We start from the raw sequence: 17117 nt of genomic DNA, 5'->3' as shown, positions 1-17117 counted from the left end.
ACCGCGGGCATCCCGACGGCACTGGAAGTTGCTCGCCCAGCCATGCCGGATGTGGACCCGGCGGCGGAAAATCGCCATGATGGACGGCGTCGCCCAACCCGGAAGTCCTCCCATGAGCCGCCCCGCCGAACGCCTGGCCGAATACCGCGACCTGTTCGACCTACCCGAGCACGTCATCGGCGAAATCCTGAACGGCCAGCTCATCACCCAGCCCCGTCCCGCGCCGAAACACGTGCTCGCAACATCCATCCTTGGCGACGAACTGGTCGGCCCATTTCAGCGAGGGCGAGGCGGTCCCGGCGGCTGGTGGATTCTCGACGAACCGGAATTGCATCTGGGACCGCACATCCTGGTGCCCGACCTGGCCGGCTGGCGACGCGAGCGGATGCCGGCCTTGCCCGACGAGGCCTATTTCATCCTGGCGCCGGATTGGGTGTGCGAGGTGCTCTCCCCCGGCACGGCGCGCATCGACCGCGTGGTCAAGATGCCGATCTACGCCGGACAAGCCGTGCAATGGCTGTGGCTGGTCGAGCCGGATCTGCACACGCTGGAGGTCTTCCGCCTCCACGACGGCCATTGGCTGCTGGAAGGCGCCTGGCAGGAAGCCGATGAGGTGCGCGCTCTGCCTTTCGCCGAACTGGTTTTCTCCCTGGCCGATCTTTGGGCTTAGACGATGGCGATGAGGTAGACCGGGCGGCGGAAAATCGCCATGATGGACGGCATCGCCCAGCCCGGAAGTCTTTCCATGAGCCGCCCCGCCGAACGCCTGGCCGAATACCGCGACCTGTTCGACCTACCCGAGCACGTCATCGGCGAAATCCTGAACGGCCAAGTCATTACACAACCCCGCCCCGCGCCGAAACACGCCCGCGCATCGTCGATCGTCGGCGGTGAACTGATCGGACCTTATGACCAAGGCCGCGGTGGTCCCGGCGGCTGGTGGATCCTCGACAAACCCGAAATGCATCTGGGACCGCACATCCTGGTGCCCGACCTGGCCGGCTGGCGGCGCGAGCGGATGCCGGCCTTGCCCGACGAGGCCTATTTCACCCTGGCGCCGGATTGGGTGTGCGAGGTGCTCTCCCCCGGCACGGCGCGCATCGACCGCGTGGTCAAAATGCCGATCTACGCCGGACAAGCCGTGCAATGGCTGTGGCTGGTCGAGCCGGATCTGCACACGCTGGAGGTCTTCCGCCTCCACGACGGCCATTGGCTGCTGGAAGGCGCCTGGCAGGAAGCCGATGAGGTGCGCGCTCTGCCTTTCGCCGAACTGGCGTTCTCCCTGGCCGATCTTTGGGCTTAGACGATGGCGATGAGGTAGACCGGGCGGCGGAAAATCGCCATGATGGACGGCGTCGCCCAACCCGGAAGTCTTTCCATGAGCCGCCCCGCCGAACGCCTGGCCGAATACCGCGACCTGTTCGATCTGCCCGAGCACGTCATCGGTGAAATCCTGAACGGCCAGCTCGTCACCCAGCCCCGCCCCGCGCCTAGACACGCGCAGGCCACCTCCATTCTGACCGGTGAAATCGTTCCACCCTATCATCAGGGGCGTGGCGGTCCCGGCGGGTGGTGGATATTGTTCGAACCCGAAATGCATCTGGGACCGCACATCCTGGTGCCCGACCTGGCCGGCTGGCGGCGCGAGCGGATGCCGGCCTTGCCCGACGAGGCCTATTTCACCCTGGCGCCGGATTGGGTGTGCGAGGTGCTCTCCCCCGGCACGGCGCGCATCGACCGCGTGGTCAAGATGCCGATCTACGCCGGACAAGCCGTGCAATGGCTGTGGCTGGTCGAGCCGGATCTGCACACGCTGGAGGTCTTCCGCCTCCACGACGGCCATTGGCTGCTGGAAGGCGCCTGGCAGGAAGCCGACGAGGTGCGCGCTCCGCCTTTCGCCGAACTGGCGTTCTCCCTGGCCGATCTTTGGGCGTCCACGGCGGGCCAGCAGGGTGAAGGGGAACAGGGAACGGGCTGATCGAATACCGGAACGACATGGGGGCCGGCAATTTCACGCACGACTTGCGTGACATGCCACATCGCTCGAAATCCCTCGCCCGGATTTCAATCCAAACACAACCTCACCGGCTCCTCGACGACGGTCGGAGCGTGAGGACGCGCCATACTCGCCGACGCATCAACGCTCGGCACAGTCCCTGCTTGGCGGGAAGTACGTTGAACGGCCCTGTCCCCGCCTTCCTCCGACCGTCCCCATGCATCCCTTTACTTCCCCCGCAGCACTCATCTTCATCCTTTTGTTATTGGCCGGAAACACGGCGACTGCCGCGGACGCGCCTCCGGCGGCCGCCCAGCAGCGCTGCATCGCGGCACTCCAGAAAGCCGGGGCCGGCGTGGCCAGCGCGGCGGCCCGCGCCGCGCTCCATTGCGTCAAAGCCTCGGTACGGGGAAAACTCGCGGCGGACGGAATCGGCGCCTGCCTTGCCGCCCGGAATCCCGACATCGAGCACGCCCGCGACGCAACCCTCGCCGCCGCGGCACGGGAATGCGGCGAGACGCCGGCATTCGGTCCGGCGAATCCGGAGGACGTCAACGCCGCATTTTCCGAGGCATCCGAGATGACCGCCCTGTTCGGCGCCGAGCTTGCCGACGTGCTGGATTCGGGCGGCGGAGACCGCGCCACGGCGCGCTGCCAACTGACGCTCGCGCAGTCTTTCGCCACCTTCGTCAGGACCGAACTGGCCGAATATCACCTCTGCGTCCGAAAACGCCTGAAGGGGAACCAAGCGAGTACGGCGGCCGATCTGGAAGCCTGCATCGGCGTCGACTCTCCGCGCCTGCGGGACACGGAACGAAAAGCCGAGAGCCGCATTGCCCGCCGCTGTGAAGGGATCGCCGGACGCACCGCTTTTCCCGGCCTCTGCGCCAGCCTGCCCGGCGGGGAACCCGGCGCCTGTCTGGTCGCCCAGGCGCATTGCAGCGCTTGCACCGCGGTCAACCGGGCCGACCGCCTCTCCGCCGACTGCCGCAAGCGCGGCAACTATTTTGCGGCCCCCTATTGCGACAGCCGTCCGCAGCGTCATTGGTCGGTCGCGCGGCAATGGAACGAGGAAATCCTGGATGCCATCCGGCTGGACAATCCCCGTCCCGGCGTCCACGCACGCAACCTTTTCCATCTCTCGCTCGCGATGTACGACGCCTGGACGGCCTATGGCGGCGGGTCGAAGCCCTATCTCACGGCTGAACATCCGGCGTCGGCGGACATCGAGCATGACCGCAGGATTGCCATCAGCTACGCGGCCTACCGGGTCCTGTCCCGGCGCTACTCGGAAAAACTCGCCCTGGGCTCTGCGGCTTCGCAGGCCCGCTTCGGTTCCCGCATGGCCCGGCTGGGCCTGGACCCCGGCGTCACCGACACCACCGGAAACACGCCTGCTTCGGTCGGAAACCGGATCGCCGCGGCGGTGCTCGCCTTCGGCGACCGGGACGGCGCCGGCGAAGCCGCCAACTACCAGGACCCCACCTATACGCCGGTGAACAAACCCCTGGTCGTGAAGCTGCCGGGGATAGACCTCACCGATCCCTCGGACCCCGGCTACCACCTCGATCCCAATCGCTGGCAGCCGCTCGCCCTGGACAAGACCGTTTCCCAGAACGGAATTCCGTTGCCCGGCAAGGTCCAGACGTTCATCGGATCGCAATGGGGCGGAGTGATCCCCTTCGCTCTCCCGGATATCGCCACGGCGGAAGCGCTTTACGATCCCGGCCCGCCGCCGCGGCTCGGCGGCGAGGGAGACGCGGAATACAAGGCGCAGGCGCTCCGCGTGATCGAGCTGGCCAGCCAACTGGCGGCGGACGACGGGGCGACGATGGACGTCTCGCCCGCATCCCTGGGCAACAACCCGCTCGGCTCGAACGAGGGAACCGGCCATCCCGTCAATCCGGCGACCGGCCAGCCCTACCCGCCGCAGGTCGTCCCGCGCGGCGATTTCGGGCGGGTGGTCGCCGAATTCTGGGCGGACGGACCGCATTCGGAGACCCCGCCCGGCCACTGGAACACCATCGCCAACGCCGTTGCCGACTCGCCCGGCTTCCAACGCCGTATCGGCGGCGGCGGCCCGGAACTGGCCCCGCTGGAATGGGACGTGAAGACCTATTTCGCCCTCAACGGCGCGCTTCACGACGCGGCCATCGCTTGCTGGGGCAGCAAGCGGAAATACGACGGCGTGCGCCCGATCACGATGATCCGCTATATGGCCAGGAACGGTCAGTCGTCCGACCCGTCCCTGCCCTCCTACAGCCCGCGGGGACTGCCGCTCAACCCCGGCCTGGTCGAACTCGTCACCCCGGAAACCGCGGCTCCGGGCGGACGCCATGCGGAACTGGTCTCCGCCGAAGCCGGCGGCAGGATCGGCGACGTCGCGCTGCTGTCATGGCCGGGCAGCCCGGCCGATCCTCAAACCCAGGTCAGCGGGGTGCGCTGGGGCCTGGGCACCGCCTGGGTTCCTTATCAGCGCAGGACTTTCGTCACACCCGCCTTCCCCGGCTACATTTCGGGCCACAGCACCTTCAGCCGGGCGGCTGCCGAAGTGCTGGCGGCGCTCACCGGCAGCCCCTACTTTCCAGGCGGACTGATGGAGTTCACCGCACGAAAAGACGACTATCTCATCCACGAGCGCGGACCTTCCGTCGACCTGCGGCTGCAATGGGCCAGCTACTTCGACGCCGCCGACCAGGCCGGCCAGTCCAGGCTGTGGGGCGGCATCCACGTCGAGGCCGATGACTTCGCCGGACGCAGGATAGGTCAACAGGTCGGGCGCGGCGCCTTAGCCAGGGCGATGGAATATTTCGGCGGGGCGGCAGACCGGTAGGCCCGCCCCAAACGGATGACACAGGCCGCTTCCCGGATCGAAACCTGGGTACCCCGCAAACCCGCCGTGGGGAGGGACCGATAGCCCGGAGGGACTATCCTCCTTGGCTGAGTACCGCTCAGGGGGGTTGAGAATACACAACGTTGGCGGTGAGCAACGCCCGGCGGTCCGTATGGCATCTCGCCGGCCACCTCCGGGATTTGCCGAATCTCCACTTTCCGCAGGTCCGGCTGGAAAGCGGGGAGGCGGTTGAGAATCCGGCCTCCCCATGCAAGACTGTATTCCTGTCCGTTTCTTTTATTGGCGACCGCTAGAGCGATGGAAGCCCCGGAATTCTCTTTATCGCGACTTACCCACGCGCAAAAACTCGAACTCATGGAACGCCTCTGGGCGGATCTGACTCAAGAAGACCCGTCCTTCGATTCCCCCCATTGGCATGAGCCCATCCTGCGGGATCGTGAAGCGGCTTTGGCCGGGGGGACAATGGGCGTGTCCGATTGGGAAGAGGCCAAGGAAAGAATCCGCCGAAACGTCGCGTGCAAGTAAAAATCCTCGCCGCTGCCGCAAGCGATCTCGAAGAAGGGTATCGCTTCTACGAGGGGCGTTCGCCGGGTCTGGGACCGTACTTTCTCGACTCGCTCTATGCGGATATCGACTCCCTGGTTTTTTACGGGGGCATGCATCGCATCGTGTTCGGCTATCACAGGCTCATTGCCAAGCGATTTCCGTTTGCCGTCTATTATCGGCTCATCGAGGAAACCGTCCTGGTCATGGCGGTATTGGATTGTCGCCGCGATCCCAATTGGACAAGAAAGCGGCTCGCGCCGAACTGAGGCCGGGTCGTGCTACAAAAACCTGTAGTCCTAAATCCAGCAGTTGCGGGGAGTATGAAAGACCGCTAACCCTCATCCCTGGCCCTTCTCCCGCGGGGAGAAGGGAGCAGAACCCCTCTCCCACTGGGGGAGGGGTAGGGGTGAGGGTGCAACCACGGTGGACTTGGGTTTGAAATTGCTCACACTCATCCAACTGCTTGTTCTAGGATTGCCGGCTGTTCCGTCTCGCGAATCGCAACGAAGGATGGGAGAGGTCCGCAAGACAAGCGGGGCATCACTGCCCCGCTATTGACCTGGAATCGAATCGCCGGTGGATTTTAATGCCCCGGCGCCCCCTTGAAGCTGGTCTCCAGGCTATGGCAGGTGTCGCAGCCGATCGGCGTGCCGGCGGCCACCTTGACGACCTTGGCCTTGAACCCGGCCTTCTTCAGCTTCTTGCCGTCGAAGCCGCGGAAGTCGAACACCCGGTCCACCGGCGTCTTGGACAGACGGGTGCCCTTGTGGTCGCTGCCGTGGCAGGCCGCGCACTGGTCTTCGCCGTTGGCTCCGGGCAGCTTGGCGTAGTTGTTGTGCCAGCCACCGTAGTTACTGCCGTCGCTGTTGGCGACGTCACCATCGGCCTGCTTCCACCAGTACGGATCGTCGATCGGATGGGTGTTGTGCGGGCCGCCCAGGATGCCGGGTTTGGCGTCGCCGCTGTACTGGCCGCCGTCCAGGTCGTCCAGCTTGGCGAAGGAATCCGCCGTGTGGCAGACGTTGCATTCCAGGATGGGGCCGGTATGGCCCTGCAACTGGAGGGAGGTCACGTTCTCGTTGGCGCCGGGCTCCTTGATCGGCCAGATCGCATGGGTGGAGCCATGGCAGGCCGCGCAAGGGACCTTCCCGTGGGTGTCCAGGCTCTTACGGAACAAGGGCAGATCGTAGCTCTTGTCCACCCGGTTCATGTCCCAGTCGACATAATTGAACGCGATCTTCGCGCTGTTGACGGCGAACCGCGGATTCTCCGGCAACAACGGCGTGGCCGCGGGGTCGGCAGGATCGTAGGCCAGCTTGCGCACGGGTTCGTTTCCGTTGCCGGTATGGCAGGATCCGCAGTTCGGCTGGTCGAGATAGTCGACCCGATGCACAGGCGTCGGATTGCCCTGCTCGTCGAGCTTGTCGGGATCGACCAGTTCGCCCTTGGCGTTCCTCGGCTGATCCCCCTGGGCTTTCTTGGGGAAGACGTCGCCCACGGCCAGCATGTCGCCGTGGCAGTCCGCGCACTGGATGCCGGCGCTGTACATGGGGTCGTGATAGCCCTTCTGGCTGGCGCCCACGTGACACTTCAGGCAGTTCTGCTCCATCGGAACCTTGTTGCCCTGCTTGTCCACGACCGGGAACAGCGAGTTGGGGTTGGTCTTGCCCGTCCCCTGGTCGTCCCACATCAGCGGCCGGCCCTCAGCGTCGCGGATCACCTTGCCCTGCCCGTCCACCTGGATACGGCCGTGGAAGCGGTGCTCCGAGGGGCCGTATTCCAGGCCGTCCCAGTTGGTGGTGGCATAGCCGCATTCGTTCAGATAGGCGGACTGATGGCACCATTGGCAGGGTTCGGGCGCCTTGAACTGCTTGATGTAGCGCAAGCCGTTCTCCCAGGGGTGATGGTCTCCTTCGCCGGCGATGCCATCGCCGTCGGGATCCCAATCGTCCAGAAGTGCGCCGGTGCGGTCCTGCAACTCCATGAAGGGATGGATCGCATAGGTATTCCAGAAGGCTTCCTTCTCCTTTTCTTCCAGAGTCTTGGGATTGGAATTCATGTAGTCGGGAAAATACTCGACGCGGGTATTCTTCTCTCCAGCCAGCAATACCTTGTTGCCATAGCCGTCGAACATCGGATTGCCCTGGGCGTCCTTCTTCTGCGGGCGCAGATAGCGTTTCACGGTGGGATCGGCGCCGATGCCGCCATAGACGTGACATTCGCTGCAGCGTACGTCCTTGGCGGTATTGAACGCGACGTCCGCGGCCGCGGCGGTCTGTCCGGTGGACTTGCTCCTGGCTTCCACCCGCATCACCGGGAAGGGATTGACCCGGCCCTGGTCGTCCATGTCGGTCAAAGGTATTCCCAGCGCCAGGAAAGCCTGGGTATCCGCCTCCCGGGTCGGGAACGCCTGCGGTGTATTGGCTTGGTAGGGATTGTCCTTGCCCGGCATCAGGCCGCCCTTGAAATTGTCCTTGTCGGCAGGGTCGCCGGTCATCCGGGTCTCGAACTTGCCGGTGAGATAGCCTTCGTCCGGCACCGAATTGCGGGCCAGGTACCAGGTCCAATCGGCCCCCTGTCCCCACATGTCGGGAAAGGCCGCGTTCAATATCTTGGTGATGGTGGGCGGCTCCTTCCACAAGGGCGAAACCGTCGGCGTGCTCTCGTCGACCTGCCAGAACGGCTCGTAGCCCGCCGTGGTCTCCCAGCCTTCCTGAGCCTCCCACATGTCGGTCTTCCTGATCTGGGCGTCACGGAACGAGGCATCCACCGGGTAATTCCGGCTGGTGGTGTTGATGGAATCCGCCCCCACCGGATCGGCGGGATTCACCGCGGCGGAATAGAACAGCTCGAAGGCGTCGGCTTCCACGTTCAAGGGCTGGCGCGCCTTGGTATACGCGATGGCGTTCAAGTGAAAAAAACCGGGCCAGGGGTTGCCCGCATCCAGGTTCATCACGCCCTGCCCCATCGCCGCGCTGTGGGCGAAGGGAAGGACCACGACGTCGCCGGCCTTGCCCTCCAGCTCGCTGCCAAACTTGGGGGCTGCCTGCACCGAGGCCGCCGCAAGGGACGCCGCCGCCGGCGGGGCGGCCGGCGCCTGGCCGACGCTGACGGCTATCGAATCCTCGCATCGGCGCCCCAGGGCGTCGGTCGCCACGAAGCGGACCCGATAAACGCCGTGATCGCGGACGAAGGCCACGTGTTCGCCGACCGAACCGGACTGGGCCAGGGTGCCGGACGGGAAGCCCATGGCGCCGCCGCCGAAGTCCCACTCGTATTTGAACGGCAAGGCGGCCGGGGCTTTCGCCGTGGCTTTGGCTTCGAAATGGGTTTCCACGCCCATCTGAAGGACCGTGCCGTCGCCCGGGCTGACGATACTGCAGACAGGCACGCCAGCGCAGGATTTGGGCGCACCCTTCACCGGCTTGATGATCTCGGTGTCGCCGGATTGAACCCGCACCGCGCAAGGGATGCCCGCCAGGTCCTGGCGGTTCAGCGTCACCGCGAAACTGCCGCCCTGGCTGCTGCCCAGGCGGCGGCCATTGATGTCGTAGATCTCGACGGCGCCGGTTCCGCCCTTGGCTTTGCCGGTGATCGTCAGCGTGCCGGCCTTTTCCGACCAGGCCGCTTTGGCAATCTTGATCTTGGCGGCGGCCGAGACCGCTTGCGGAGCCAGCAGCACGGCCAGGGCGAGCAGCGGGCCTCCGAGGAGGAGACGCCGAGAGGGACGCGTCTCCGTAGCAGGGCGAAGGGTATTCATGGTTCCTCCAGGATTCTTGTTGTCGTGCACGGCGCCGCGGGAAAGACGCGCGGCCGAAACGAGAGGGGGCAACAATCGAGCCAGCGGAAAAACCAAGCCAAAACAATGAGGAACGCCAGTATCGGTATCGCCGATCGCGCGATTTCACGAACCGTATGAGTTATTTCGCGCACGAGATCGCCGACAAGGCGGGGCGAGGGTGGAACTCGCGGGATGCGGCATTTGACGCGGCTCTCAGGGCAGATCACACACATTGGAAACCGTCGCACCTGTCCGCTCGATCTCGATGAGGCCGTGACACCACCGGCGCAAACCAAAAAGTGTAAACCCGATTCACCTCGCGGCGCGATTTGTGCTTTATTGTTGGACGGTCCATCGACCGCATAACTCCCGGCCGCTCGGGAAAGGAACGACGCCATCCTCCGCTGTTCCATTTCTCCGGTAGCCGCTGAAGTCGCCATTGCCGTAACATATCGTGTCGATCCCAATCACCCCTCCATCCGAGGCCTTCCCCAAGCACATGAATTTCCAAGAGTTCTTCCATATGGGCGGCTATGCCGTCTACGTATGGACTTCCTACGGCCTGTGTTTGGCCGTGCTCGTCTTCAACCTGATCGCTCCGCTGCGCCGGAAAAACGAAATGCTGAAAAGCCTTCGCCGCCAGTTGAAGCAGGAGTCCCGCCCATGATGACGCCGCGCCGCAGACGCATGATGTGGGTAGCGCTGATGGTCGCCGGCGTGTGCATCGCCGCCTTCTTCGCCCTCACCGCCTTCCAGAAGAATCTCCTTTATTTCTATACGCCTTCTCAGGTGGCCTCCGGCGAAGCGCCGAAGGGCTACCCGTTCCGCATCGGCGGGCTGGTGGTCAAGGAAAGCGTCAAACGCGAACCGGACAGCCTGAGCGTGCGCTTCGAGGTCTCCGACGGCCCGAACGCCGTACCGGTGCTCTATACCGGCATCCTTCCCGACCTGTTCCGGGAAGGCCAGGGCATCATCGCCGTGGGCCAGGTCGACGATGCCGGCACTTTCCAGGCGACTGAAGTGCTGGCCAAGCACGACGAGAACTACATGCCGCCCGAAGTCGCCGATTCGCTGAAGAAGAACGGCCAACTCCCCGCCGACTACTCGGAGTACCAGAAAAAATGATCGCCGAACTCGGCCACATCGCCCTGGTCATGGCCCTCCTGATGGCCTTGCTGCAGGGCACTTTCCCGCTCCTGGGCGCATCCCAGGGCGTGGGCATCTGGATGAGCGTCGCGAAGCCCGCCGGCCGCGCGCAGTTCCTGTTTCTGCTGGCATCCTTCGGCGCCCTGACGGCCTGCTTCATCAACAACGATTTTTCCGTGGAGTACGTCGCGCGCAACTCGAACTCGGCCTTGCCGCTGTACTATCGCATCGCCGCAGTCTGGGGCTCGCATGAGGGCTCGATGCTGCTGTGGGCCACGATTCTCGGGCTTTGGACGGCGGCGGTGACGGTGTTCAGCCGCAGCCTGTCCGAAGACTTCCTGGCCCGCGTGCTCGGCGTCATGGGGTTGGTGAGCGTCGGCATCCTGCTGTTCATCCTGTTCACCTCGAACCCGTTCGAGCGGCTGGTGCCGGTGCCGCCCGACGGCAACGACCTGAATCCGCTGCTGCAGGATTTCGGCATGACGGTGCATCCGCCCATGCTGTACATGGGCTACGTGGGCCTCAGCGTGGCTTTCGCGTTCGCCATCGCCGCCCTGCTCGGCGGCTCGCTGGACTCGGCCTGGGCGCGCTGGTCGCGGCCCTGGACCCTGGTGGCCTGGCTGTTCCTGACCGGCGGCATCACCCTCGGTTCCTGGTGGGCCTATTACGAGTTGGGCTGGGGCGGCTGGTGGTTCTGGGATCCGGTGGAAAACGCCTCTTTCATGCCCTGGCTGGTCGCCACCGCGCTGATACACTCGCTGGCGGTCACCGAGAAGCGCGGCGCCTTCAAGGCCTGGACCGTGCTGCTGGCGATCTTCGCCTTTTCCCTGAGCCTCCTCGGCACCTTCCTGGTCCGGTCCGGGGTGCTGACGTCCGTGCACGCCTTCGCCTCCGACCCCACCCGCGGCCTGTTCATCCTGATCCTGCTGGCCATCGTGGTGGGCGGTTCGCTGCTGGTATACACCGTGAAGGCCCCGGGGGTCCGCGATGTGGCGCGCTATAGCCTGGTGTCCAAGGAAAACCTGCTGCTGCTCAACAACATCCTGCTGGTGACCGCCTCGGGCAGTATCCTGCTCGGCACCCTCTACCCGCTGATCCTGGATGCGCTGAAGCTCGGCAAGATTTCGGTCGGCCCGCCGTATTTCGGCACGGTGTTCGCCCCGCTGATGGCGCCGATCTTCCTGCTGGCCGGCATCGGCCCGATGTTCGCCTGGCGTGAAAGCCCCATCGGCCGAATTCTTCACCGGGTCCGCTACCTGTTCCCGGCGAGCTTCGCGGCCGGCATGGCGCTCGCCGCCTGGGCCTGGGACGAGGCCGATTTCAAGATGATGGCCGGGCTGGGCTGCGCGTTCTGGCTGGCGGCGAGCGCCTGCCTGAGCCTGTGGACCCGGATCCGGCTGCGCGACGGCTGGCTCGATGGCCTGCGCGCCCAGTCGCCCAGCGTCTACGGCATGACCGCTGCGCATCTCGGCGCCGCGGTGTTCCTGGTCGGCGCCGTGCTGTCCGACCGCCTGAGCCAGGAAAAGCTGGTGCGCATGGCGCCCGGCGACAGCGTGACGCTGTCCGGCTACACCTTCCACTTCCTCGGCACGGAGACCGTGCAGGGCCCCAACTTCTCGGCCCAGCGAGCCACGTTCCGGGTGGAGCGGGACGGCGAGAGCCTGGAACTCAGGCCCGAGAAGCGGAACTACAAGGTCCAGCGCAACATGATGACCGAAGCGGCCATCGACGCCGGCCTGTCCCGCGATCTCTACGTCGCCCTCGGCGAACCGCTGGACAAGACCGCCTGGAGCGTGCGGCTTTACGTCAAGCCGTTCATCCGCTGGATCTGGGCCGGCGGCCTGTTCATGATCGCAGGAGGCCTCCTGTCCGTCGGCGACCGGCGCTACCGGCTGCCGCTGCGCGAAGCCCGCGCCGTTCCCGAACGCGCCGCGGCCCGCGCAACCTGATACCCTTCGAACGCAACCCATGGTGACATCACGCATGCGTTTCGCCATTCCTCTCGTCATTTTCGTCCTGCTGGTCGTCCTCCTGGGCGTGGGTCTGACCCTGGACCCGCGCGAAGTGCCTTCCCCCCTCATCGGCAAGCCGGCCCCGGCGTTCTCGCTGCCCGAGGTGGCCGCGGCCGACCGCACCCTGAGCCTGGACCAACTCAAGGGCCAGGTGTTCCTGCTCAACGTCTGGGCGTCCTGGTGCGTCTCCTGCCGCCAGGAACATCCGGTGCTGGTGGACTTCGCCAAGCGCGGCATCGTCCCGATCTACGGCCTCAACTATAAGGACACCCGCGACGACGCCCTGGCCTGGCTGAAGCGCTTCGGCGATCCTTACCGGGCCAGTGCTTTCGACGAGGACGGCAAGATGGGCATCGAGTGGGGCGTCTACGGCGTGCCGGAAACCTTCCTGGTCGACAAGCACGGCGTGATCCGCTACAAGCAGACCGGTCCCGTGACTCCCGAAGACCTCGAAAACAAGATACTGCCGCTGATCCGCGAATTGCAGGGCGCCGCATGAAACGATTGATTCTCTGCCTGTGCGGCCTCCTGGCCATTCCCGCCGCGGATGCCATGGAAGTCCGCCAGTTCGACGATCCCGCCAAACAGGAGCGCTACGAAACGCTCATCAAGGACGTGCGCTGCCTGGTCTGCCAGAACCAGTCGCTGGCCGAATCGGACGCCGAACTGGCCAAGGACCTGCGCACGGAGGTCTACAACATCATCCAGAGCGGCAAGTCGAGCGAGGAAGCCGTGCAGTTCCTGACCGACCGCTACGGCGACTTCGTGCTCTACCGCCCGCCGTTCAAGAGCGTCACGCTGCTGCTCTGGCTCGGGCCGTTCCTGCTGCTGGCCGGCGGCGCCGTCTTCCTGTGGAAGCAGGCCAAGCGGCGCGCCGACCCGGTCCGGCCGGAAGAAGCGCTTTCCGCGGAAGAGCGCCGGCGCCTCCAGCAGTTGAAAGACCGATTCCAGGGGTAATCACATGACATCGTTTTGGGTGCTGGCGGCGGCCCTGCTGCTGGCCGGCTACGGCTTTTTCCTTCCCGCCCTGCTGGGGCGGAAATCCGCCCCCGGCGTCGACCGCGCGAAGCTCAACTGGCTGATCAACCGGCAGAAGCGGGAAGAACTCGCGGCCGAGACGGGCGACGACAAGGCGGCGGAACGGTTCGGCGACGAATTCGACCGCGATCTCCTGGCCGACCTCGCCGCCGCCGAGACCAAGCTCCCCCGGCAGGCGCCGGAGGCAGGGAAGACCGCTCTCATCGTCGTGCTGACGGCCTTGCCGCTGGCGATTCTGGCGCTGTACGGGGGGCTGGGCCGGATGGACCTGATCGCCCACCCGGCCACCGTGGCCGCCGCCGAGCCGGACATGGCCGCGGGGGATTTGCAGGCCAGGATCGAGCAGCTCTCCAAGCGCCTCCAGCAGCAGCCCAACGATCTGGACGGCTGGCTCCTGCTCGGCCGGTCGCTCCTGGCCGTCCAGCAGATGGACAAGGCGGTGCAGGCCTACGAGTTCGCGCTGAAGCTGGCGCCCGGCAATCCCGATGTGGAGGCGCTGTATGCCCAGGCGCTGGGCGAGACGAACCAGGGCAGCCTCGTGGGCAAGCCCACCGAAATCATTGCCGGCGTCCTCCAGCGCAATCCGGATCACATGCACAGCCTCTGGCTGGCCGGCCTCGCCGCGGTGGAACGGGAGGACAAAGCCAAGGCCCTGGAATACTGGAAGAAGCTCCGATCGCTGCTGCCCGCGGACGGCGAGCAGACCCGGCAACTGGACGGCTATATCGCCGAGCTGGAGGGCACGGCCCCGCCCCAGGCCAAGACGGCGGACACGGTTCCCGCAGCCACCGAAACAGGCAAGAGCATCCGGGTGAAAGTCAGCCTCGACGACAAACTGAAAGGACAGGCGGGCCCCAACGACGTCGTATTCGTCTTCGCCCGCGCGGCGGAAGGCCCGCCCATGCCCCTGGCCATCAGCCGCAAGAAGGTCAGCGACCTGCCGGCCGAAATCACCCTGAACGACGGCATGGCGATGGCGCCCGGTATGAAGTTGTCGTCCTTCCCGCGCATCGTCATCGGCGCCCGCGTCTCCAAGACCGGCAACGCCATGCCCTCCCCGGGCGACCTGCAGGGGCTGACCTCCGCGGTGGAGGCGCAGGATGGCGGCAGCTATTCGGTGGAAATCGGCCAGGTCGTGAACTGACGGCAACGGCAGCACAAGCGCCGCCGATAGGCTATATTGACGGCTACGGCGGAGGTCGGTTCACCCGCCCCCCGTCTTGCATGCCGTCATCGCATTTTCCGACATCGTTGCCGGGAGAGAACAACAACATGAACACGAAGCGCGGCCTAGCCGTCACCCTGGTCCTGATCGCCACCTTGGCAAGCGGGTGCGCCAGTATCCGTGCCCGCAACGACGTATTGCCCAGGAAGGGCTGGACCGTCTACCCCGGCGCCCAGCAAGGGGTGAAGGACATCGACGCGGCCATCAACGGCAAACTGCCCTATCCCGGCTGGATGCACGTGCTGCTGTTCCCCGCGTTCGTGCTGGACCTGCCCGTGGGCGCCGTCTTCGACACCCTGGCCCTGCCCTACGACCTCTACCGCATCCACCACCCGGAAGACTTCCCCGGAAGAAAGCGCAAGTGATTCCCGGAGCGGCGTGGGATACACTCCGGCCATGCCGTCCCGCCATTCCTTACTGACGTTCCTCATCCTGTCGACCGCGCTGGCGCTCGGCTCCGCCGCGTCGGCTTATGTGCGTCCCCCGGAAATCCCCAAGGGGCACTTCGATACCTCCGGCCAATTTCTGGTCGCGCATCCGAAGATGCCGGCGAACATCTTCGCGCACAGCGTCATCTACGTCGTGAGCCACAGCGAGGGAGGGGCCATGGGCCTCATCGTCAACCGCCTCGCCGGGGCGGGTCCGCTGGCGAAGCTGCTGGAAGCCTTCGGACTGTCTTCCAAAGAGCAGCGCGAAATCAAACTGTATCTGGGCGGCCCGGTGGGAGTCGGCCAGGGCTTCGTACTCCATTCGGACGATTACGCCGGCGCCAGCACGCGCGCGCTGAAGAAGGGGCTGTCCCTGTCAACCGGGCCGGATGTCCTGGAAGCCCTCGCGCGCGGCCGCGGCCCCCGGCAGGTGCGTATGCTGTTCGGCTATGCCGGCTGGTCGCCCGGCCAGCTCGACGGAGAGATCGCCCGCGGCGACTGGCTGCTCGCACCGGCCGACACTTCCCTCATCTTCTCCGAGGAGCCGGACAAGGTCTGGGAAGAGGCGCTCAAGCACGCCGGCATGCCCCTGTGACTCGGCCTCACCGGCCGGCCTGCGCCGGAGGCTTCGCCCCCGCGACACGCATCGAATCGGTGGGCGGACGTACTTCGGCGTCGAGTTCCAGGTCGATCTTCAAACGCTTCGCCGCCATTTTGGCGGCCTTGCCGTCCTTGAACGGCCCCGCCAGCACCTCGAAGCCGTCGCCGGCCTTTACCGCCCGCGCGGGGATCGGCGGTCCCTGGTGGTTGAGCACCGCGGCGACGCGGCGGGCACTCAGCTCTTCCCGCGTCGCCGCCGCCTTCACCAGCCAGCCGCTCGCATCCTCGGCGGGAAGCTCCGGCCGGCCGAACCAGGCGGCGGGCCGCCGCAGCTCGGTCGCCTGGGCCACTACGGCCGACGCCGCCGGTGAATTCGCCTGGATCGGCACGGGAATGCCCCGAGCCTCGGAAAGAACCTGCTCCACCTTGGGCCAGTCCAGCGCGATGCCTTCCTTTTTTTCCAGACGCTTCAGCCTGGCGGTCAGCTCGGCTTTCAGCCGCGCCTGGTTCAGCTCCTCGTAGGGCTCATGCGCCTCCAGGTAGACCTGGCCTCCCTTGCGGCCCACCAGATACGGCTGGTTGACGATGCGCACGGCGGCCCCCGTCTTCACTTGGGGGAACACGGCGGCGATGTCTTCGGGGTACAGCCGGATGCAGCCGTTGCTGGCGCGGAACCCGATGCTGTAAGGCTTGTTGGTACCGTGGATCAGGTACTGCGGCCGGCTGAGATACATCGCAAAATCGCCCAGCGGGTTGTCGGGGCCGGGCGACACCGCCGCCGGCAGCGGGTCGCCCTTCAACGCATGATCCTTGCGGATGTTCTCGGTGGGATACCAGGTCGGAAACTCGGTCTTGCGGACCACGGTCATGTAGCCGGTGGGCGTCGAACGTCCTTCCTTGCCGATGCCTACCGGATAGGTGGACACGGCGCCTTCCGCAGCCTTCGGCGGAAAATGGTACAGGCGCATCGTCGCCAAATTGACGACCATGCCTTTACGCGGCGCGTCCGGCAGAGTGAACTGCAAGGGCAGCACCAAGCGGCGGCCGGCCTCCGGCACCCACGGGTCGACGCCCGGATTGGCTGTGGTAAGCTCCTGAAATCCCAGGCCGTAATGGCGGGCCATGTCCGACAGCGTGTCGCCGTCGCGGGTCTCGACCGATGCAAGCTGGCCGACCACGCTTTCGTCTCCGGCCACGCTGAACTGGTGTTTCTCGACCGCGACCGGAAGCGGCGGCGGACTCGGAGGCGCCTCCCGCGGCGGAGGCGTGAAGGCACAGCCTCCGAGCAGGGCGCTGGCCGCAGCCACGAACAGCAGCCGCTGCGGCAGACGGATGGAGAAATTGCCGCACAGGCGGCGAGCCGAAACAAAGACGGGGAAAAGTAAGGCGTTCATGCCGAATGCCGCAAGCAGCATGCATGCCACTCACGACACATGCTCTCCGCCCGGCGAATCATTCGACGCGGTAATCCCACCCCTTCAGGCAGGCGCC

Annotated in this window: 16 protein-coding genes; 14 read left to right on the top strand and 2 right to left on the bottom strand. The window is 65.7% G+C overall.

The features are described from left to right. Positions 1-112: 112 nt before the first annotated feature. The 6 genes from ABZN20_RS17165 to ABZN20_RS17140 all read left to right on the top strand — a co-directional run bounded on the left by ABZN20_RS17165 (position 113) and on the right by ABZN20_RS17140 (position 5662). A complete protein-coding gene (locus tag ABZN20_RS17165) occupies positions 113-670 on the top strand; it encodes a Uma2 family endonuclease (protein ID WP_367026058.1) in 558 nt (185 codons plus the stop codon). A gap of 75 nt (positions 671-745) precedes the next feature. Further along, the gene (locus ABZN20_RS17160) at positions 746-1303 is read left to right on the top strand and encodes a Uma2 family endonuclease (protein WP_367027581.1); all 558 of its coding nucleotides are present in this window, start codon (positions 746-748) and stop codon (positions 1301-1303) included. A gap of 75 nt (positions 1304-1378) precedes the next feature. Further along, positions 1379-1978, top strand: a complete 600-nt coding sequence (locus ABZN20_RS17155; RefSeq protein ID WP_367026057.1) for a Uma2 family endonuclease — start codon at positions 1379-1381, stop codon at positions 1976-1978. A gap of 235 nt (positions 1979-2213) precedes the next feature. Continuing rightward, positions 2214-4829 (top strand): vanadium-dependent haloperoxidase, encoded by a 2616-nt coding sequence (locus ABZN20_RS17150; protein ID WP_367026056.1) that lies wholly within the window; start codon positions 2214-2216, stop codon positions 4827-4829. A 318-nt stretch (positions 4830-5147) separates the two neighbouring features. Continuing rightward, a complete protein-coding gene (locus tag ABZN20_RS17145; protein WP_218805640.1) occupies positions 5148-5375 on the top strand; it encodes an addiction module protein in 228 nt (75 codons plus the stop codon). Beyond that, positions 5366-5662, top strand: coding sequence for a type II toxin-antitoxin system RelE/ParE family toxin (locus ABZN20_RS17140; RefSeq protein ID WP_218805639.1), 297 nt, complete (start codon positions 5366-5368; stop codon positions 5660-5662). The genes ABZN20_RS17145 and ABZN20_RS17140 overlap by 10 nt, the downstream gene beginning before the upstream one ends. Before the next feature lie 317 nt (positions 5663-5979). On the opposite strand, the gene ABZN20_RS17135 is transcribed toward ABZN20_RS17140, so the two are convergent. Beyond that, entirely contained in the window at positions 5980-9156 is a 3177-nt protein-coding gene (locus ABZN20_RS17135; RefSeq protein ID WP_367026055.1) for a cytochrome C, read from the bottom strand. 520 nt (positions 9157-9676) lie between these two features. On the opposite strand from ABZN20_RS17135, the gene ccmD reads away from it, so the two are divergent. From ccmD to ABZN20_RS17095, 8 genes are all read left to right on the top strand, one after another. After that, positions 9677-9844: a heme exporter protein CcmD gene (gene ccmD, locus ABZN20_RS17130; RefSeq protein ID WP_367026054.1), complete on the top strand. Its 168-nt coding sequence runs from the start codon at positions 9677-9679 to the stop codon at positions 9842-9844. Continuing rightward, entirely contained in the window at positions 9841-10302 is a 462-nt protein-coding gene (gene ccmE / locus ABZN20_RS17125; protein ID WP_367026053.1) for a cytochrome c maturation protein CcmE, read from the top strand. Before ccmD ends, ccmE begins: the two co-directional genes overlap by 4 nt. Beyond that, a complete protein-coding gene (locus ABZN20_RS17120) occupies positions 10299-12272 on the top strand; it encodes a heme lyase CcmF/NrfE family subunit (protein ID WP_367026052.1) in 1974 nt (657 codons plus the stop codon). The genes ccmE and ABZN20_RS17120 overlap by 4 nt, the downstream gene beginning before the upstream one ends. Before the next feature lie 19 nt (positions 12273-12291). Further along, complete coding sequence (locus ABZN20_RS17115) at positions 12292-12834, top strand: DsbE family thiol:disulfide interchange protein (RefSeq protein ID WP_255556259.1); 543 nt, start codon at positions 12292-12294, stop codon at positions 12832-12834. Then, positions 12831-13292, top strand: a complete 462-nt coding sequence (locus ABZN20_RS17110; protein ID WP_218805634.1) for a cytochrome c-type biogenesis protein — start codon at positions 12831-12833, stop codon at positions 13290-13292. The genes ABZN20_RS17115 and ABZN20_RS17110 overlap by 4 nt, the downstream gene beginning before the upstream one ends. Before the next feature lie 4 nt (positions 13293-13296). Then, a complete protein-coding gene (gene ccmI / locus ABZN20_RS17105; RefSeq protein ID WP_367026051.1) occupies positions 13297-14517 on the top strand; it encodes a c-type cytochrome biogenesis protein CcmI in 1221 nt (406 codons plus the stop codon). 128 nt (positions 14518-14645) lie between these two features. Continuing rightward, entirely contained in the window at positions 14646-14963 is a 318-nt protein-coding gene (locus ABZN20_RS17100; RefSeq protein ID WP_218805632.1) for a YceK/YidQ family lipoprotein, read from the top strand. Between the two features lie 31 nt (positions 14964-14994). Next, positions 14995-15621: a YqgE/AlgH family protein gene (locus ABZN20_RS17095; RefSeq protein WP_255556258.1), complete on the top strand. Its 627-nt coding sequence runs from the start codon at positions 14995-14997 to the stop codon at positions 15619-15621. 7 nt (positions 15622-15628) lie between these two features. On the opposite strand, the gene ABZN20_RS17090 is transcribed toward ABZN20_RS17095, so the two are convergent. After that, the gene (locus ABZN20_RS17090; RefSeq protein WP_367026050.1) at positions 15629-17020 is read right to left on the bottom strand and encodes a L,D-transpeptidase family protein; all 1392 of its coding nucleotides are present in this window, start codon (positions 17018-17020) and stop codon (positions 15629-15631) included. Positions 17021-17117: the final 97 nt, after the last annotated feature.

The sequence above is a fragment of the Methylococcus sp. ANG genome (assembly GCF_040730495.1).
Classification (GTDB): domain Bacteria; phylum Pseudomonadota; class Gammaproteobacteria; order Methylococcales; family Methylococcaceae; genus Methylococcus.
The sequence above is the reverse complement of the archived record's forward strand: the minus strand, read 5'-3'. Positions and strand labels throughout refer to the sequence as shown.